Origin of the sequence: Photobacterium sp. BZF1 (assembly GCF_014349205.1) — a bacterium.
Classification (GTDB): domain Bacteria; phylum Pseudomonadota; class Gammaproteobacteria; order Enterobacterales; family Vibrionaceae; genus Photobacterium.
The window spans coordinates 1-17,612 of record NZ_JACSOF010000137.1; the positions used below are offsets into that span (position 1 = coordinate 1).

At 46.7% G+C, this 17,612-nt stretch carries 13 protein-coding genes; 8 read left to right on the forward strand and 5 right to left on the reverse strand.

The window, feature by feature from the left end:
- The first annotated feature begins 267 nt into the window (after nt 1-267).
- The 4 genes from BIZ37_RS23625 (at nt 268) to fabV (ending at nt 6,951) form a co-directional block, all read left to right on the forward strand.
- Entirely contained in the window at nt 268-1,119 is an 852-nt protein-coding gene (locus BIZ37_RS23625; protein ID WP_187463595.1) for an SDR family oxidoreductase, read from the forward strand.
- A gap of 1,421 nt (nt 1,120-2,540) precedes the next feature.
- On the forward strand, nt 2,541-3,215 hold the full coding sequence (locus tag BIZ37_RS23630) for a TetR/AcrR family transcriptional regulator (protein ID WP_107297459.1): 675 nt from the start codon (nt 2,541-2,543) through the stop codon (nt 3,213-3,215).
- 57 nt (nt 3,216-3,272) lie between these two features.
- A complete protein-coding gene (locus BIZ37_RS23635) occupies nt 3,273-5,549 on the forward strand; it encodes an acyl-CoA dehydrogenase (RefSeq protein WP_187463596.1) in 2,277 nt (758 codons plus the stop codon).
- Between the two features lie 199 nt (nt 5,550-5,748).
- A complete protein-coding gene (gene fabV / locus BIZ37_RS23640) occupies nt 5,749-6,951 on the forward strand; it encodes an enoyl-ACP reductase FabV (protein ID WP_107297461.1) in 1,203 nt (400 codons plus the stop codon).
- Between the two features lie 82 nt (nt 6,952-7,033).
- On the opposite strand, the gene BIZ37_RS23645 is transcribed toward fabV, so the two are convergent.
- The 5 genes from BIZ37_RS23645 to BIZ37_RS23665 all read right to left on the reverse strand — a co-directional run bounded on the left by BIZ37_RS23645 (nt 7,034) and on the right by BIZ37_RS23665 (nt 12,560).
- Entirely contained in the window at nt 7,034-8,377 is a 1,344-nt protein-coding gene (locus BIZ37_RS23645; protein ID WP_187463597.1) for an ATP-binding protein, read from the reverse strand.
- Nucleotides 8,377-9,051, reverse strand: coding sequence for a response regulator (locus BIZ37_RS23650; RefSeq protein WP_107297463.1), 675 nt, complete (start codon nt 9,049-9,051; stop codon nt 8,377-8,379). The genes BIZ37_RS23645 and BIZ37_RS23650 overlap by 1 nt, the downstream gene beginning before the upstream one ends.
- Before the next feature lie 238 nt (nt 9,052-9,289).
- The gene (locus BIZ37_RS23655) at nt 9,290-10,972 is read right to left on the reverse strand and encodes an aspartate:alanine antiporter (protein ID WP_107297464.1); all 1,683 of its coding nucleotides are present in this window, start codon (nt 10,970-10,972) and stop codon (nt 9,290-9,292) included.
- Nucleotides 10,973-11,171: 199 nt separating this feature from the next.
- Entirely contained in the window at nt 11,172-11,435 is a 264-nt protein-coding gene (locus tag BIZ37_RS23660) for a GrxA family glutaredoxin (RefSeq protein ID WP_187463598.1), read from the reverse strand.
- A gap of 186 nt (nt 11,436-11,621) precedes the next feature.
- Nucleotides 11,622-12,560 carry a porin gene (locus tag BIZ37_RS23665; protein WP_187463599.1) on the reverse strand — a complete coding sequence of 313 codons (939 nt, stop codon included), beginning with the start codon at nt 12,558-12,560 and terminating at the stop codon, nt 11,622-11,624.
- Between the two features lie 420 nt (nt 12,561-12,980).
- Between BIZ37_RS23665 and BIZ37_RS23670 the strand changes: the two genes are divergently transcribed.
- The 4 genes from BIZ37_RS23670 (at nt 12,981) to BIZ37_RS23685 (ending at nt 17,592) form a co-directional block, all read left to right on the forward strand.
- Nucleotides 12,981-14,180, forward strand: a complete 1,200-nt coding sequence (locus BIZ37_RS23670; RefSeq protein WP_187463600.1) for an iron-containing alcohol dehydrogenase — start codon at nt 12,981-12,983, stop codon at nt 14,178-14,180.
- A 106-nt stretch (nt 14,181-14,286) separates the two neighbouring features.
- Nucleotides 14,287-15,009, forward strand: coding sequence for an oxygen-insensitive NADPH nitroreductase (nfsA, locus tag BIZ37_RS23675; protein ID WP_187463601.1), 723 nt, complete (start codon nt 14,287-14,289; stop codon nt 15,007-15,009).
- A 236-nt stretch (nt 15,010-15,245) separates the two neighbouring features.
- Nucleotides 15,246-16,568: a hypothetical protein gene (locus BIZ37_RS23680; RefSeq protein ID WP_187463602.1), complete on the forward strand. Its 1,323-nt coding sequence runs from the start codon at nt 15,246-15,248 to the stop codon at nt 16,566-16,568.
- Nucleotides 16,569-17,004: 436 nt separating this feature from the next.
- A complete protein-coding gene (locus tag BIZ37_RS23685; RefSeq protein WP_187463603.1) occupies nt 17,005-17,592 on the forward strand; it encodes an acetate uptake transporter in 588 nt (195 codons plus the stop codon).
- The last annotated feature ends 20 nt before the right edge of the window (nt 17,593-17,612 follow it).

Genomic DNA, 17,612 nt, shown 5'->3' on the forward strand with positions numbered 1-17,612 from the left:
AAACTATACTACTTTTCATGGATCTGCTCCTAGTAAATCCATGAATATCGCTTTCTCTTTTTATTATAGTTTGACAAAGATCGAGTTTTTTCTTTCAGAACTGAAAAGATTTTTAATCAAAATTACGGTTTGAAGGGCTGATATCGTGTTTTTCTGTAGCTAATTTTCAGTGCGCGGGAATTAATTTACAGGTTGAAATAAATCCAGTTGAAGTTTTGAGCAGCTATTTGAAAAAGACTTTCAGGTGGTTGGTAACAGGAGAAGGGGATGAAGCAGGGAAAAATTAACAAGGTCAGTATATGTGGTTGTGGATGGCTTGGGCTACCTTTGGCCGAGCATCTAGCTCAACTAGGGATTGAAACATGGGGCAGCAAGCAAGCGCCAGAGCAAGCGGATAAGTTGGTAGAACAAGGTATTCATGGTGTAGCTCTTTCGCTTCCACAAACCTTAGTTCACCCGGAGACGCTTACACCACAGATAACGCAGTTCTTTGATACCGACTTGCTTGTTATCAATGTTCCTCCCGGCCGGCATGAAGGGGCAGCGGACGAATTGGTTGCCAAAGTAAAGCTACTTTCAGCGACGGCCAAACAGTTTGGCTGCCGTAGAATCGCCTTTATTAGCACGACAGCAGTCTATGGGGACTGTAATGGTGTGGTTGATGAGTCAACAGTGCCCCATCCCAATACTCTGTCAGGTAAAGCGCATTATGAGTTAGAGCAGTACCTGCTTGATGAGTGGGGAAGTGAGGCTGTGGTTTTGCGCTTATCTGGCCTCATTGGTCCTAACCGGCATCCGGTACGCTTCTTGTCGGGGCGTCAGGGGATTGAAAATGGCAAAGACAAGGTCAACCTTATCCATCAACAAGACTGCGTAGCCGCTATTGTGCAATTGGTCCATGGTTGGCCTCGTGAGCGGGTTTTGCATTTAGCATCGCCTGATCATCCAAGCCGGGAAGTTTATTATCGGCAGATGGCTCAGATGGCGGGTTTGCCGCTGCCAGAGTTCGTCGATTCCGTTGAGCGGAACAGCAAAGTTATTGATGCATCGAAAACGCTCGATTGGTTGTCGTTAACACTACGATATGACCAACTACTGAAACTTGCACCAGAGCTGTGAATGCTATCATTCCATGGTATTGGATGGGTGAATCCTTATCGGCTCAAGTAGGTAGCTTGAAGGTAAGCATATGTAGGGAATAAAAAAAAGCCCACTGAAATTCAGTGGGCGAAAGCTCTATATACACAATTAGGAGTTTAGCAGCAGTGGCATCACTGACTAAAGAAGGGCAGGGCGTTCCTATTTCGCCATTAAGTGCTGGAAAATCGCTTCTGAACCGCGTCTTTAATCATGAAACATGTAATTTATGACTGACGTGTTTTCGATTAGTTCAAAAAAAATTTAAATAAATTTCTGATAACAAAAAAAAGCCCACTGAAACTCAGTGGGCGAAAGCTCTATATACACAATTAGGAGTTTAGCAGCAGTGGCATCACAAATTAAAGAAGGTCAGGACATTCCTATTTTGTCGTTAAGCAATTGATAATTAGCTTATGAACCGCATCTTTAATCATGAATCATGTAATATATGACTGACGTGTTTTCGATTAGTTCAAACAAAATTGAAAATAATTTCTGATGCTAAAAAAAAGCCCACTGAAATTCAGTGGGCGAAAGCTCTATATACACAATTAGGAGTTTAGCAGCAGTGGCATCATAAATTAAAGAAGCGTATCAAGTAGATGATTTATCTAAGTTCCGCGCCTTTAATGTGAATGTCACTATATATGACTGGCCCTAATTGAAATGGTTCAAAAAAATTTCTCTTTTTTTAAATAAATCTGGGGAAAATGGCTACGGGCTATGGGCTATGGGCTATGGGCTATGGGTTCTAAGACATGGGGGCAAGGGGGCGTTTGCAAGGGATAAAAAAAAGCCCACTGAAATTCAGTAGGCGAAAGCTCTATATACACAATTAGGAGTTTAGCAGCAGTGGCATTGTTAGATTAAAGAGTAAATGCAATTTGCGGCCAGCAATTTGTGAAAGTCTTTAATCTGAATGTCACTATATAGGACTAGGTATTTTTCAGTTGGTTCATTATTTTTTAAAAAATTACCTGATTTACTTTTAACTCTATGATTTTAAATCATGAAGTAGGCGTAAGCCGTGAAAAATTGATACGTACAATAAAGAAAACCCATCTCCATTAGTGGGGACGGGTTTCGAAGAATGTCTTCTAAGAAAAAGCAGTGGCACTAGTTATGACCCATAGATGTGGACTTTGTTCCAATTTTTTTTCACTTTCTCAGATTTTTTTTATTTGCTTTGTTCTCAACGCTTTTTCATGAGACGGCCTTAAGACAATTTTTATGGCTGCGGCAGGTGAACTTGCTGCCATGGAAAAGATTGATCACCTTCACGACTTTTGGATTAAACCGCGAAATTATCAATGTGTTACAACATGGTGTATATTTGCGACTTGTTAAAAATGTTTCTTAGATGTAAAGTTTAAACAAGTGTTTAATACGGGTGAATGAATATGGCTGGAAAGGGAGAAACCAAGGCACGTATCCTGGATGCTGCCGAGCTACTCTTTGCCGAACACGGCTTCAAAGACACGTCACTGCGAACTATCACCAGCAAAGCTGGGGTGAATCTGGCGTCCGTCAATTATCACTATGGCGATAAGAAAACCTTAGTCCGGGCGGTTCTTGGTCGCTATCTCGAGGCATTTATGCCTGCCTTGCAATCAGAGCTGGAAGTTCTGCTAACGCGTGACGATTTTTCAATGGAAGATGTTTTCCGTTGTATCAAAGATCCATTGCTATCACTGAATGAGTACCGTGCCAGTGGGGCGACCGTGTTTATGTCGCTAATTGGCAGGGGATACACCGATGTCCAGGGCCACTTGCGTTGGTTCATCATGACCCGCTACGAGCAGGTACTGACACTATTTACTACGGCGGTATGCCGCGCCAATCCCTCTTTAGACCCTGAAACCTTATTCTGGCGCTTGCATTTCACCCTCGGTGCATCGGTTTTCACCATGGCCTCATCTACCGCGCTGTGTGAGATTGCCGAAAATGATTTTTCCCGTCAGGTTAAACCAGAAGATTTGATCGAGCGTATGGTGCCATATCTGGCAGCAGGCGTTGCTGCACCCATAGAACAATCGCTTTCGCTTATTAGCGAACAGCCAACAGGAACAAGATAGAAGTATGTAATACCCAATAAAACCAAAAACGATAAAAGTGACAAAAGGACCTGAAACATGAGTACGTTAACCAAGCTAAGAAAACGCTATCTCAGTGATCCCGCATTCAAGATGTTCAAGAAAGTGTTGCCACCACTTTCCGACACAGAACGAGAGGCCATGGAGGCCGGTAGTGTCTGGTGGGATGGGGAGTTGTTTGGCGGAAATCCGAATTGGAACACTCTACTGACCTATCCGCAGCCCAAGTTGAGTGACGAGGAGCAGGCGTTCATCGACAACAAGCTCGAGCCGCTGTTGGATATGCTGAACGACTATCAGATTGTCCAGGAAGATAAGGATCTGCCACCAGAAGTGTGGGAGTATCTGCGCAAAGAGAAATTCTTCTCGCTGATTATCGGTAAAGAATACGGTGGTTTGGACTTTTCCGCCCATGCCAACTCGACCATCGTAACTCGTATTGCCACTAAGAGCCTGAGTGCTGCCGTATCGGTTATGGTGCCAAACTCGTTGGGCCCAGGTGAGCTATTGACCCACTATGGTACTCAGGAGCAGAAAGATTACTGGTTGCCTCGCTTAGCCCATGGTGAAGATATTCCATGTTTCGCGTTGACAGGTCCTGAAGCAGGCTCAGATGCCGGCGGGATCCCGGATCAGGGCGTAGTGTGTTATGACCAATACCAAGGTGAAGAGGTCTTGGGTATCCGTGTTAGCTGGAACAAGCGTTACATCACTTTAGCCCCGGTGGCTACCGTGCTTGGCTTGGCATTCAAGCTACAAGATCCTGACGGCTTGATTGGTGAAAAGAAAGAGCTAGGCATTACCTGTGCGTTGATCCCGGCGGATCACCCTGGTGTTGAAATTGGTGAGCGCCATGACCCGCTCAACCTAGCATTCATGAATGGCCCGACCCGTGGTAAAGATGTCTTTATCCCGATGGACTGGGTCATTGGCGGACAGGATTATGTCGGTCGTGGCTGGCGAATGCTGGTGGAATGTTTGTCAGCTGGCCGTGGTATTTCACTGCCGGCACTCGGTACCGCTGTTGGTCATCTTACAGCTAGGACAACAGGCGCCTACGCCTATGTACGTAAGCAGTTCGGTATGTCGATTGGTAACTTCGAAGGTGTTGCGCAGGCGATGGGGCGTATTGGTGGTTTCACCTATATGCTAGAAGCATCCCGGACCCTGACGACGACTTCCCTCGATATGGATGAAACACCGGGAATCGTGACAGCGATTGCTAAGTACCATATGACAGAAATGGCCCGTACTATCCTCAATGACGCCATGGACGTCCACGCAGGCCGTGCAATCCAGCTTGGGCCAATGAACTACATCGGCCACCATTACTTTGGTATGCCGGTAGCCATTACGGTAGAAGGGGCCAATATCCTGACCCGAAACCTGATGATCTTCGGCCAGGGGGCAACCCGATGCCATCCATACGTTCTGAGCGAGATGGAAGCGGCGGCCAACCCGGACAGCAGGGAAGGGGCCAAGGATTTCGATAAATTGTTGGCTAGCCATATCAGCTTTGCGGTAGGTAATGTCAGTAAATCACTACTCAACGCCTTCAGTGGTTCGCGCTTCAATAGCTCACCGGTCAGCGGTGAAACAGCGAAATACTATAAGCAGTTGTCACGTATGAGCCGGGCGCTGGCCGTCGCTGCTGATTTTGCCATGTTGAGCCTGGGTGGGGAGTTGAAGCGACGCGAGATGGTATCAGCACGCTTGGGTGATGTGTTGAGTCACCTGTACCTGGCTTCTGCAGTGCTTAAGCGTTATGAAGACGAAGGCCGACAGCAACAAGATCTGCCATTTGTCCATTATGGCTTGCAGCACTGCTTGCACCAGTGTGGCGTCGCATTTGACGAAGTACTGGCGAACTTCCCGCGTAAGGGTATTGGCCGTCTGCTGCGCACCTTGCTGTTCCCACTGGGTATTCATTATGCGGCACCAAAAGATGACGTGTCAGTGCAGATAGCCAAGCTATTAATGCGTCCTGGCAAGCAGCGTGACCGCCTGACTCATCTTTGTTATGTCGGCAAACATGAGGACGATCCGGTAGGTCTGATGGAACGTGCCTTTGTGGCCATGTACGAGGTAAAAGATCTTGAGCGTAAGATTGCCAAGGCCGTCAAAGCTGGTGAGATCCCGCGCAAGGTTCCGTTAACAGAGAAGTTACAAATTGCTCTTGATGCGGGCATCGTCACAGAAGCCGAAGTGAAAAAGATGCAGAATGCTGAGCAACTAAGGCAGAGAGCGATTCAGGTCGACCATTTCTCTGCTGCACACTTCAAAAAAGGCAGCTTGCAACCGGGAAAAGCAGCCTAGGGCTTATGGCCTTTGAACAATAAACCTGGTGTCTCCCATGTGCCACGCAATCGCGTGGCACTTTTTTTGTTCTATTTCTGTGATTTTCCGCGCGGAACACCTCCAACCACTGCTCAATTTAGCGTTTTCGCTCATAAATTTAATGCGATTTTGTCATTTACCTTTTATCCTACTGTCAATTGTGTAAGGGAAGTTGAAAATGATCATCAAACCTAGAATTCGTGGATTTATTTGTACAACGACTCACCCAGTGGGTTGTGAGGAAAACGTCAAAGAGCAGATTGCATACACCAAGGCACAGGGCCCAATTGCCAATGCCCCTAAGCGTGTACTAGTGGTTGGTTCATCAAGCGGCTACGGTCTGTCTTCGCGTATTGCTGCTGCATTCGGTGGCGGTGCTGCAACTATTGGTGTGTTCTTCGAAAAGCCGGGTACTGAAAAGAAACCGGGTACAGCTGGCTGGTACAACTCTGCTGCATTCGACAAGTTTGCCAAAGAAGAAGGCCTGTATTCCAAGAGCTTGAATGGTGATGCGTTCTCTCACGAAGCAAAACAGAAAGTGATTGACCTGATCAAAGAAGATCTGGGTCAGATTGATATGGTGGTTTACTCACTGGCATCTCCAGTCCGTAAAATGCCGGATACAGGCGAAGTGATTCGCTCTACGCTCAAGCCGATGGGGGAAACCTACACGGCAACGGCTGTTGATACCAACAAAGATGTACTGATTGAAGCGAGCATTGAACCTGCGACTGAGCAGGAAGTGGCTGATACAGTTACCGTTATGGGTGGTCAGGATTGGGAACTGTGGATCAATGCCCTGTCTGAAGCTGGTGTGCTGGCTGATGGCTGTAAGACTGTTGCCTACAGCTACATCGGTACTGAAATCACTTGGCCAATCTACTGGCACGGTGCTCTGGGCCAGGCAAAAATGGATCTGGACCGCGCAGCCACCGAGCTGAACGACAAACTGTCAGCGACGGGCGGTTCTGCTAACGTTGCTGTACTGAAAAGTGTTGTGACTCAGGCGAGCTCGGCGATCCCTGTTATGCCTCTTTACATCGCGATGGTCTTTAAGAAGATGCGTGAAGAAGGTGTACACGAAGGTTGTATGGAGCAGATCCACCGTATGTTCACCCAGCGCTTGTTCAAAGAAGATGGCAGCGCGCCTGAAGTAGATGGTGAAAACCGTCTGCGTTTGGATGACTGGGAACTACGTGAAGATATCCAGAAGCACTGTCGTGACCTGTGGCCAACCGTAACCAACGAGAACCTATTTGACGTTGCTGATTACCAGCAGTACAAAGATGAGTTCTTGAAACTGTTTGGCTTTGGCATCGAAGCGGTTGATTACGACGCCGATGTGAACCCAGCCATTGAGTTTGATGTTCAAGACATCTAATGCTGGTTTGAACACCAAATAAAAAAACCGCCAGAACTGGCGGTTTTTTTGTGCTTATGTTTTCAATTGCTTGGGCTGGGTATCAATCCTTTGGCAACTCAATCACAAAGGCAGCGCCTTCAATCGATGCAGTTTTGACATGGATGGTCCCTTTATAGCTCATCACAATTTCGTGGCAGACTGATAGGCCAATCCCTTGTCCAGGGTTGAGCTGATCGGCACGCACTCCGCGCTGGAATATCGCTTCGCGCATTTCTTCAGGTACACCGGGTCCGTCATCTTCAATAATGATGATGTAACGGTCTGGTTTTTCCTGAACAATGACCCGCACTTCGGCAATACAGAAGCGATAGGCATTTTCCAGCAGGTTACCCAGCAATTCCATCAAATCGCTGCGGTTGACCGGTAGCGTCAGCTTGTCGTTAAAGAAGCTGCGTAAAGCGACATCCTTTTCGGTATAGACCTTACTGAGCAAGCGGCTGAAACTGTCAGTCAGCGGCTTTAACTCGGTTTTGTCCTTCTGCAGACCTTGCTGGCCTATCATGGCACGCTTTAGCTGGTATTGGACAAGTTCATCCATCTGGCTGATTTGCTCCATCACCCGCTGGTTCAGCTCAAACCGAGGGATTTCTTTGTCGTCAAGCAAAGCATTGGTCGCCGCCAAGCGGGTTTTTAGGCTATGTGCCAAATCATCCATGGCATGGCGGTAGCGGCCTTTTTGCGCATTACTGATCTCAATCAGGCGGTTGAGAGCCAAGGTCACATCCTGCAATTCCATCGGAAAATCGTCATCAAGCTTGTCACGCTTGGAATCTGTCATTTGATCCAGCTGCGATGCCATTTTACGCAGTGGCTGGAAGCTCCAGTGGAATGCGGCAATCAAGAAGGCAATCGCAATAAGTACAAACAGCCCGAGATAAAAAGTGGTGCGCTTGTGCAACTGGCCAAGGGAAGAGACATAGGAGTCGCCCGAACGAAGGACAACTAACTGGTAGATGTTGCCCCCCTCGCGCTCCTGACTCATGTTGTAGGCGATATAACTGTCGCCCTGATGGGTCTCAACCAGAGTAGGAACAGGTATGTTATCGGGTAGCTCGCTGCAGATATCACCAATATTGGCTTCTTTCGCTTCTTCTGATAGCCAAATGGTGTGATCGGTTTTATCACAGACTACGGACATATAGTCGGTATCCGAAGGATCGACCGAATCTATCCATTTATCGACATCTTTGATCAGGCCCGCGCGGTTAAGCTGAGCAACAACCATCGGCATCTGGGCAACCAGTTCAGACGAGTAGGCCGCCATGTAACTTTGGCTATAAAGTTGGTTGATCACCCCGGCAAGGGCCGAAGTGATCAGCACGATAATCGCCACCGAGGTGACAAGGACCCGGCGACGTAGCCTTGGTTGAATAATTCTCTTCATTACTGTGCTTGAAGTTCGAAAATATAACCTTGGCCACGGATAGTCGAAATTGGATTTTCCTGACCGTTATTGGTGAACTTCTTGCGCAGGCGGCTGATCATCACTTCAATAGTATTCGGATCACCTTCCTGATCTTCATAAAGCACATCTAGCAGGCGCTGTTTTGATACTACCTGGCGGCTGTGGCGCATTAGGTATTCCAAGAGGTCGTATTCAAATGCGGTCAGCTCAAGTAGGTTCTCTTGGATGAAAACTTGTTTAGCAAGGAGATCGACACGAATGTCACCGGCGGTCATTTCAGGCTTCACAAAGCCTGCGCTGCGGCGGACCAGTGCACTGAGTCGAGCGACCATTTCTTCTTTTTGGAAAGGTTTGACGAGATAGTCATCGGCGCCGGCTTCAAGCCCGGTCACTTTATCTTGCCAGTTGGAGCGGGCAGTCAAAATAAGGATGGGTAGGCGCAGGCCTTTCTCACGCATATCTTTGATTAGGCTAATACCATCACGATCGGGCAGGCCGATATCAACGATAGCCACATCATTTGGGTAATCTTGAGCAAAAAATAAGCCTTCTTCAGCGGTTCCGGCACACTGAACTTGGTGACCCATCTCACTCAGCTGAGATTTCAAGTGGTGGCTTAGAATCGGGTCGTCTTCAACAATAAGGATACGCATAGTTTTGATTACCAATAGTTTTTCTATCTATTCAATCAATATACTGAATAGAGAGTGAAGTGGCGAATATTTCCTAGCAATTTGTGGTGCTAATCAGGGATATAGGATGAGTTTTTACTCTCTATAGCTTAGATGAAAAGGACTGAATCTGTGCTGACTCGACTGACGCATGCTGAGCAAAAAAATGCCCCCTGCAGTTTCTGCAGAGGGCACGTTGTTCGTGAAGGGGTTTCTGTTATCAGCTCAAGATAACATAGAGGGTACCGGCTATCGTCAACAAGACGTTGGCGATAGCATAGGTGCCGGCGTAACCCAGGGCAGGAATGGTACTGCGGGCATGCTCATTGATCATATCCATCGCTGGGGCACAGGTACGTGCACCGATAATGGCACCGAACAGCAAAGCACGGTTCATCTTGAGTATGTAGGCACCGAAGAGATAAGCCAGTACGACAGGGATGACACTTACCATCAAACTTGCCGAGAATACCGCCAAGCCAACTTGTGACAGGGAGTCGAACAGGTTCGAACCAGCGCTCAGGCCGATACCGACCATAAAGACCATCAAGCCGAGATCTTTGGTCATGTTCAGCGCCCCTTGCGGTACATAGCCGAAGGTTGGGTGGTTGGCTCGTAGGAAGCCAAGCGTAATTCCCGCAACCAATAGGCCGGCAGCGCTACCAAGGCCAAACGCGATCTGGCCGAAAGTCATAGTGATAGTGCCCACAAGCAAACCAATGATGAAGAAGCAGCAGAATGCCAGCAAGTCGGCAATCTGGCTGTGTACCGAGATGAAACCAATGCGCTCGGCAAGCCCCATGACACGGCTTTTTTCACCACTGACCTGGAGAATATCCCCCTTACTCAGCAGGATATTGTGATCCATCGGCATTTCAATCTGCGCGCGGACAACGCGGTTGAGGAAACAGCCATATTCCGACAGGTTTAGCTCGGACAAGCGTTTGCCAGCGATACTGTCATTCTTTACCACGATCTCTTCTTCAACGATACGCAAGTCGAGTAGGTCACGGTCGAATACTTCTTTACCGTTGCGGAAACTCGGGTCAAGGCGGGCATGGCTATCAGGGTAACCCACCAGTGCGATTTCATCGCCTTCCTGCAAAATCGCGTCACCATCCGGGTTAGCCAGAATACCGTTACGGCGGATACGTTCTATATAGCAGCCTGTTTGGCGGTAGATCCCCAACTCACGTAGGTTTCGGCCGTCAATCCAGTTGATGAGTTCAGGGCCTACCCGGTAAGCACGGATGATCGGCAGGTATACCTTACGCTGGGCGCTTTCACCGATACCGCGTTCACGGGCAATTTGCTGTGATGATTCTGCCAGGTTCTGCTTCTGTAATTTGGGCATCAGTTTTGCCAGTACAATGACACTGACCAAACCAATCAAGTAGGACATAGCGTAGCCAACACTGATGCTGTCTATGATCTGCTGAATGCTGTCAGGATCGGAAATACTGGATAAGCCGCTCGCCAAGGCATCTTTAGCCCCTACCAGAACAGGCGTTGCCGTCAGAGAACCAGCCATCAAACCGGTGCTTAGGCCTAAGCCGAGCCCCAAATAGTTGCTCATGGTCACCGTGATGAATATCGCAGACAGAATAACGACCAGCGCCAGCATTAAGTAGTGTTTACCGTCACGGAAAAAGATACCAAAGAAGTTGGGACCCGCTTCGATTCCGACACAGAAGATAAACAGCATAAAGCCGATGTTCAGTGCCTCGGCGTCAAAGGTAAAACCGGCATTACCAAAAAGCAGGGCAGTAATCAGAACCCCGATAGAGTTCCCTAGTTGCATATTCGCAATGCGAATCTTTCCGGCCGAAAGGCCAACAGCAAGTACCACAAAGAGCAACAGAATATCATTCTGATGTAAGAGTGCGGCGACATCGATATTCACAACAGTTTTTTTCCGAGAAGAGTGACCAGCGACAAAGTGGTGAAATTCTAGCTGATTTTATGTTCTCGGCATACCGAAAATAATCACCATTAACAGAAAATTTTCGAATTAATTTGCTGGCAATTAAAGCAATAGATAATAAAAAAGGCTGATATTTCAGCCTTTTTAAGAAAATGTTACTAAACTTGTTGCCTAGTGCTTACTGGAACAGGCCTAGGTTTTCTTTTGCGTATGCTTCGAAGTCGGTGTAACCGCCAACGTGCTCTTGATCAACGAAGATCTGCGGCACAGTTTCAACTGGCTTGCCTACTGTTTTTTCTAGATCAGCTTTGCTGATGCCTTCCGCGTGAATGTCTACATAGCGGTAGTTAAAATCTTCACGTTCTTTTTTTAGTTTGTCAGCAAGATCCTTTGCACGGACACAGAATGGGCAACCCGGACGGCCAAAAATAACAACGAACATAACGACTCTCCTTAAATTTAATAGCGTTACTATATCGTGACTGGCGGTGATGAGAAAGAGGGATTTATCTCTTGCAGCGATAGACAAAACCGATTGAAGGGAAATGCGACGAAAAAATAATACCGGGCTAAATGCCCGGTATTATTCGAAAGCGATGGTAAGTCTGTTTAGTCGGTTAAGCCCAGCTTAGAAATCGTAGCGAACGCCAGCTTGGAATTGGTCATCTGTATTATCAAGCTGCTCGAATAGGTAGCCAGCATAGGCACGGAAGTTGCCGTTGAACTTGTAGATACCTTCAATAGCAAAATAATCCACATTATCCTCGGAAGAGCCACCTTTAGGGTCGATTTCTTGGTAGTTGTATACACCTTGGAAAGTAAACTGGTTGTATTTGTAGGCGGCTGCTATTTCATAAGCGGTTAAATCAGCATCGCCTACAGAGCCGCCTGCATAGAGACCGGCAATATAAAAATCATTATAGGTATAGGCTGCGGTTAGGTTGTATTGGTCAGTATCGACATTATCTTTTTTCCCATCGACATAACCAGCACCGAGGTCTAGGCCCATTGGCAAGGAATACACAAATGAGATGCCGTATGTGTCACTGTCTTTCTCATCATTGGCGATGTAGTTTGCTGTTACCGTCAGGTCGTTGAAAGAGCCTGAGTAGACAAAGTTATTTTCGCGCTTGTCTTTGTTGCCATCGATAAGGTCGGCTGCATCACCACCGAATGTGGCTAGGATATCAGTGAAATCTGTAAGGATAACTTGCGCTGAGTCTTGCTGGCCGTAAGAGATTGCACCAAAATCGGTATCAAGGCCGGCAAACAGGTATCGGGTATCCAGTGTTTGGTCTTTACCTGAATTCACTTCTAGTTCATAAGTGCCGAACGCACCAAGGCCTTCCGCGATTTGTGTTTTACCTTTTAGGTTCACACGGGCACGGCTTTTATCTTCAAAAGAGTCATTTTCATCTGACTTATTTTCATCTGAGATGTTGAATCTTGCCTCAGCACGACCACCAACGCTGAGTGATGATGAATCATCTTGGTAAACCGTGGCGGCACTTGCAGTACCGGATAAAAAAGTCGATAAGATTGCTGATGCCAATGCTGCTTTTTTCATTTTAATCCCCTGGAAATAACCTAATGGCGTCATTGCCTTTTTTTAAGCTGGGGGCAGAATGTCATTCACAAATGACAGTAATATTTAAACCTTTGGTCACTTTTGTGACAGCAGAAAAATGACATTAAAATATCTCTGATTAATATTTACTCTGAAACACATTGGTAGCAATGATGATGTATTGGCGATTATCTTTTTGATAGCTAATGCTTTTATTGGCTTGGCTAGATTTGGACATATTTACTGTGCCGCTAATACGTGGATAGCAAAAAATTGATTGCTAGTTTGAAATGTGACAGCTCGCAGAGTATCGCGACCAGACCGTGATTCAATGGGGAAAAGTTGCTCAGAATCAAAAACAGGAATGAGCATCGGGGCACACTCGATAATAATTAATCAAAAATACGGAATGGAGTGCCTATGTTTCAGTTTATGACGGCCACTCGAATTATTTTCGGGGAAGGCGCACTGAATAACTCGCTATCAACACTCAATCAGTTTGGCTATAGCGTGCTGTTGGTAACGGGGCGAGACAGTGCCCGGGCCGAACCATTAATCAGCTATTTCAAGCAACAAGGAATGCGCTATCAGCAAGTGGCTGTTCACGGTGAGCCATTGATAGCCATGGTCGAAGAGATGGCTGCTATGGGACGGAAGTTTCGACCGGATATGGTACTGGCTATTGGAGGCGGCAGTGTACTTGATACCGGCAAGGCTTTGGCTGCGCTGATCCCTAACCAAGGCAGTGTGTACGATTATGTTGAAGTTGTGGGGCGTAATGTTCCCCTGCAAGCCAAACCCATTCCATTTATCGCAATACCTACGACTGCTGGAACGGGGGCTGAAGTCAGTAAAAGTGCGGTTCTACGCTCGGCGCAGGAAAATGTCAAAGTGGGCCTACGAAGCCCAGATATGCTGCCTGATTTAGCGATTGTTGATCCGACTCTCACCTATGGCATGGATCCGATAATGTCAGGTTGTTGTGGGATGGATGCCTTTACCCACTTGATGGAATCCTATGTGTGTGGCGAACCCAACCCGTTAACCGATATGGTGTGTGAGGAAGGCCTGAGGCGCCTCTCTGGGGCAATTCTCGCAGCCTGTGAGGATGATGATCCCCGGGCCCGATCTGATATGGCTTTTGCCGCCATGCTCGGAGGCATGGCATTGGCCAATGCTAAATTGGGGGCTGCCCATGGTTTGGCCTCATCACTTGGCGGTAGGCTTCATGCGCCCCATGGTCTTATCACTGCCCAGTTAGCCCCTTACGTCATGCAGGAAAATGTCTTGGCTGCACGTGAAGCGGGTAGGGCGGATGTGCTCAATCGATACCGCCAGTTAGCGTGTATCTTGACCGGTCGAATGAATGCCGAAATTGTCGATGGTATAGATTGGACTAAACGCACGTTGAAGCGATTGAAATTGCCTTCTGTTACTGAGTATGGATTTTGTGATGTGTTGTTTGACGAAGTGGCGGAAGATGCATTGCTATCAAATTCAATCAAAGGCAATCCGCTGCCCCTGAATAAAGATCGCCTGATGAGTATCCTTAACCAAATTTGCCAATGCAAAGTTAAAGACTCAAGATCACAAGACGATCTTTACAGTCAGGAAAATTAATATTCGATCCCGGTTATTCCTTGTAACCATATAACAGTGGGGCGAAATAGTGGGGCTATGCTAGAGTGAATGACTCACCGTGAGGCTCACTGTTATAGGGATATGTATGAACCAGACGATCGAAACTATTTTACAGCACCGTTCTATCCGAAAATTTACTGACCAACCGATTAGTGATAGTCAGCGTCATACCATTTTGGATTGCGCAATAGCAGCGTCTTCCTCTAGTTTCATTCAGTGTGTCAGCATCATTCGGGTTACCGATCCTGATATGCGAGAGCTGTTGGCTGAATATGCTGGTGGCCAGGAATATGTGGCCAGCGCCGCTGAGTTCTTTGTTTTCTGCGCCGATTACAATCGCCACCAACAAATTTACCCAGACGCTAAACTGGGCTTTACCGAACAAACCCTTATTGGTGCGGTAGATGCAGCACTTATGGCGCAAAACGGATTGCTTGCCGCTGAGTCCATTGGCCTGGGTGGCGTGTACATTGGTGGTTTGAGAAACAATCCAGACAAAGTCGCGACATTACTGTCTTTGCCTCAGCATGTGTTACCGCTTTTTGGTCTTTGCCTTGGTCATCCTGCACAGTCTCCAGAGGTGAAGCCACGCCTACCACGTTCTATTGTGGTACATGAAAACAGTTACTCCCCGGTGGATATGGATAAGCTTGCCAGTTACGACCAACACGTAAGGCAATATTACCAAAGCCGTACCGGTGGAAATAAAGATATGTCTTGGAGTGAACAAATCTCAGGCACGCTAAATAAAGAAGCTCGCCCGTTTATGAAGCAGTTTATTGAAGGAAAAGGTTTTAGCCTGAAATAAATGCCAAGGCATTATAGTTTTCACTTCACGCTTTTTAAGTAGGTAAACGTTTTTTGGCAAATTGATGGTAAAAAACGCGAAAAAGTTGACCTTATGTCAAATTTCAATCAAAACCTGCCGAAAGTCATTGATGAACTTTTTATAAAACATTGAGTCAGATAGAATAGTATCGATAGAAAAGACAATAATAACCAGCCTGGCACATTCAGGCTGGAAAAGAACCGGAACACGAATCTATGAAGTATGTTGGGAAAGTAGCCAGCATGGTGTTGCTTGCTGCTTTGCTCGCTGGCTGCTCCAGCACGCCAGATAATGACAGCGGTTTACCATCGGAAGTAAATGTAGAAGGCGTACTTCAGTCTGCCACTAAAGTGCATCGCCACTGGCGCAATACTCTTGTCGACGCAGAAGATTTGAAGTTATATGCGCCGGAAAGATATGCCACTATGATGGAAAGTTGGCAACGAGCAGATAATCTGTTCAAAGATATCCAGTCGTCTCCAGAACTTGCCAATCAGAGCTATTCGTTATTTTCGTCAGTGACATACCTTGATCGTTTTTATAGTGACATTGAGGTAGTAGAAAACAACCATACCGAATTAGTCGAGCTTAAGAAGATAGCCGACAAGGTGCTTGAGCCTGCGATGGTCCAACTGGCTTATCTCAATTCAATTGATGCCAATGCCCATTACCGCAGTGAGTTTGTTAGGCTCAATCGGTTTTACGGCAACCTTTTTGCATTTGTCGCTCGCGGCGACCTAAACCGTGCCCGAGATGAGCAGACTGAATTTCTCTCCCGAGCTAAGAGCCTGGAAGTCAGGGTCATCAAACGTATTTATATTACCCCACAAGAAGAAGCTTTACGCCAGTTGCGCCGCGAGGATGTGCGTTATTACGCACCACTCAGTTACGCGAGGGTAGAAGAGGAAATCAAAGCGGGTAAAGATCTCATCGATAAAGAGCCGCGTGCCTTTGATGCCATTAATCAAGTTGTCTCAGCCATTGAGTTTGAGCTTGCCCATGCGGCCCACATTGCTGAGGAAGTCAAATACCTTCGAGATCGTAACCGTGATGAATATGAAAGCTATATTCTTGTCATGGAAGGGAAGCTGCTGGGTATCTCGAAAGCGCTGAATGATTCGGATCTACGTGACCGCCCGCTCGCTGAGCAAGCCAAACGTCTAAGTGCACAAGCTGCTGAGACGCGTGAGCAGTATGAAATAGCCAGTCGTAATCAACAGCCTAACCAGCAACAGACCCAGCTAGAAACCTTAAAAGGGTTGATTCAGGCTCAAAACCAACAGATTGCGATACTTCAAGCTCAGTTATCAGCGGTCGCTCCACCGGTTTCATCCCCAGAAAAGATTTCACCACAAGATAGCTCTGACTTGGCAGAGTCACTGCAGACTGATGAAAGCGAACAAGTCACTCGCGGCAAGGTTGCTGCTGGTAACCCTACAGGTGCAGAGGAACAAGGGTCTGAAATTGAGGGATTAGAAGACAATAACAGTGCGGTTGCCACGAGTAGCAATATAGAGGGTGATGAGCTGGAGATTTAATATTGCCTTTATATCATGAGTAATTATTGAACAGTTATAAAAAAGCAGCAGTGATGCTGCTTTTTTTGTGCCTGTAATCTTATGAATCGAGATAACCGGTGGTTGTGAGTGAGGAAAAGCGGGTTTATGACAGATTATGACAGGCGGGTGGTTTTGCTTTGATTTTAACTTTATGATTTTTAATGATTTTATTCTTCTGGGTGAATGATTTAGATGTCTAGGAATCACATTTGCTAACACTTAGTTATATTTGAAGATTAAAAATGACTTTATATAAAAGTAGAAAGTTCCAATTTTTTTTGAGTTTGGTTAAGTTTTGCACGGGTTTTGGCTTGATTTGCCTGTCAGCGTCCTTTAGAATTCGCCGCGCATTGATTGATGCACCCAAATTTTAATCTTTATCACTTTTGTTGAATTACTCCTATTTGAGGAAAACATGTCTACGAAACTAGCTAACCCAGCACCACTAGGTCTTATGGGCTTTGGTATGACTACCATCCTTCTGAACATCCACAATGCGGGCTTTTTCCCAATTGATTCGATGATCCTAGCTATGGGTATTTTTTACGGTGGCTTGAGCCAAGTTATCGTAGGCATGATGTGCTTCAAGCGTGGTGACACGTTCGGTACGACTGCATTTACTTCATACGGTCTATTCTGGCTGACACTGGTTGGCCTAATCGTAATGCCTTACATGGGTCTACCTGCTAGCCCTGCAAGTTTCATGGGTTGGTACCTACTGCTATGGGGCATCTTCACTGGCTTCATGTTCATTGGTTCACTGTGCTACCCACGTGCTAAGCAGTTCGTGTTCGGTTCACTGACTGTACTGTTCTTCCTATTGGCTGCGCGTGATTTCACTGGCAGCACCCTGATCGGTACTATCGCTGGTTTCGAAGGGATCATCTGTGGTGCAAGTGCTATCTACTTCGCAATGGCGCAAGTACTGAACAACGAGTACGGTCGCACTATCTTGCCTGTAGGCGAACTAAAGAAAGACAAAGTGCTAAAAGCCGCTGCTTAATTAACGCGTATCGCTGATTG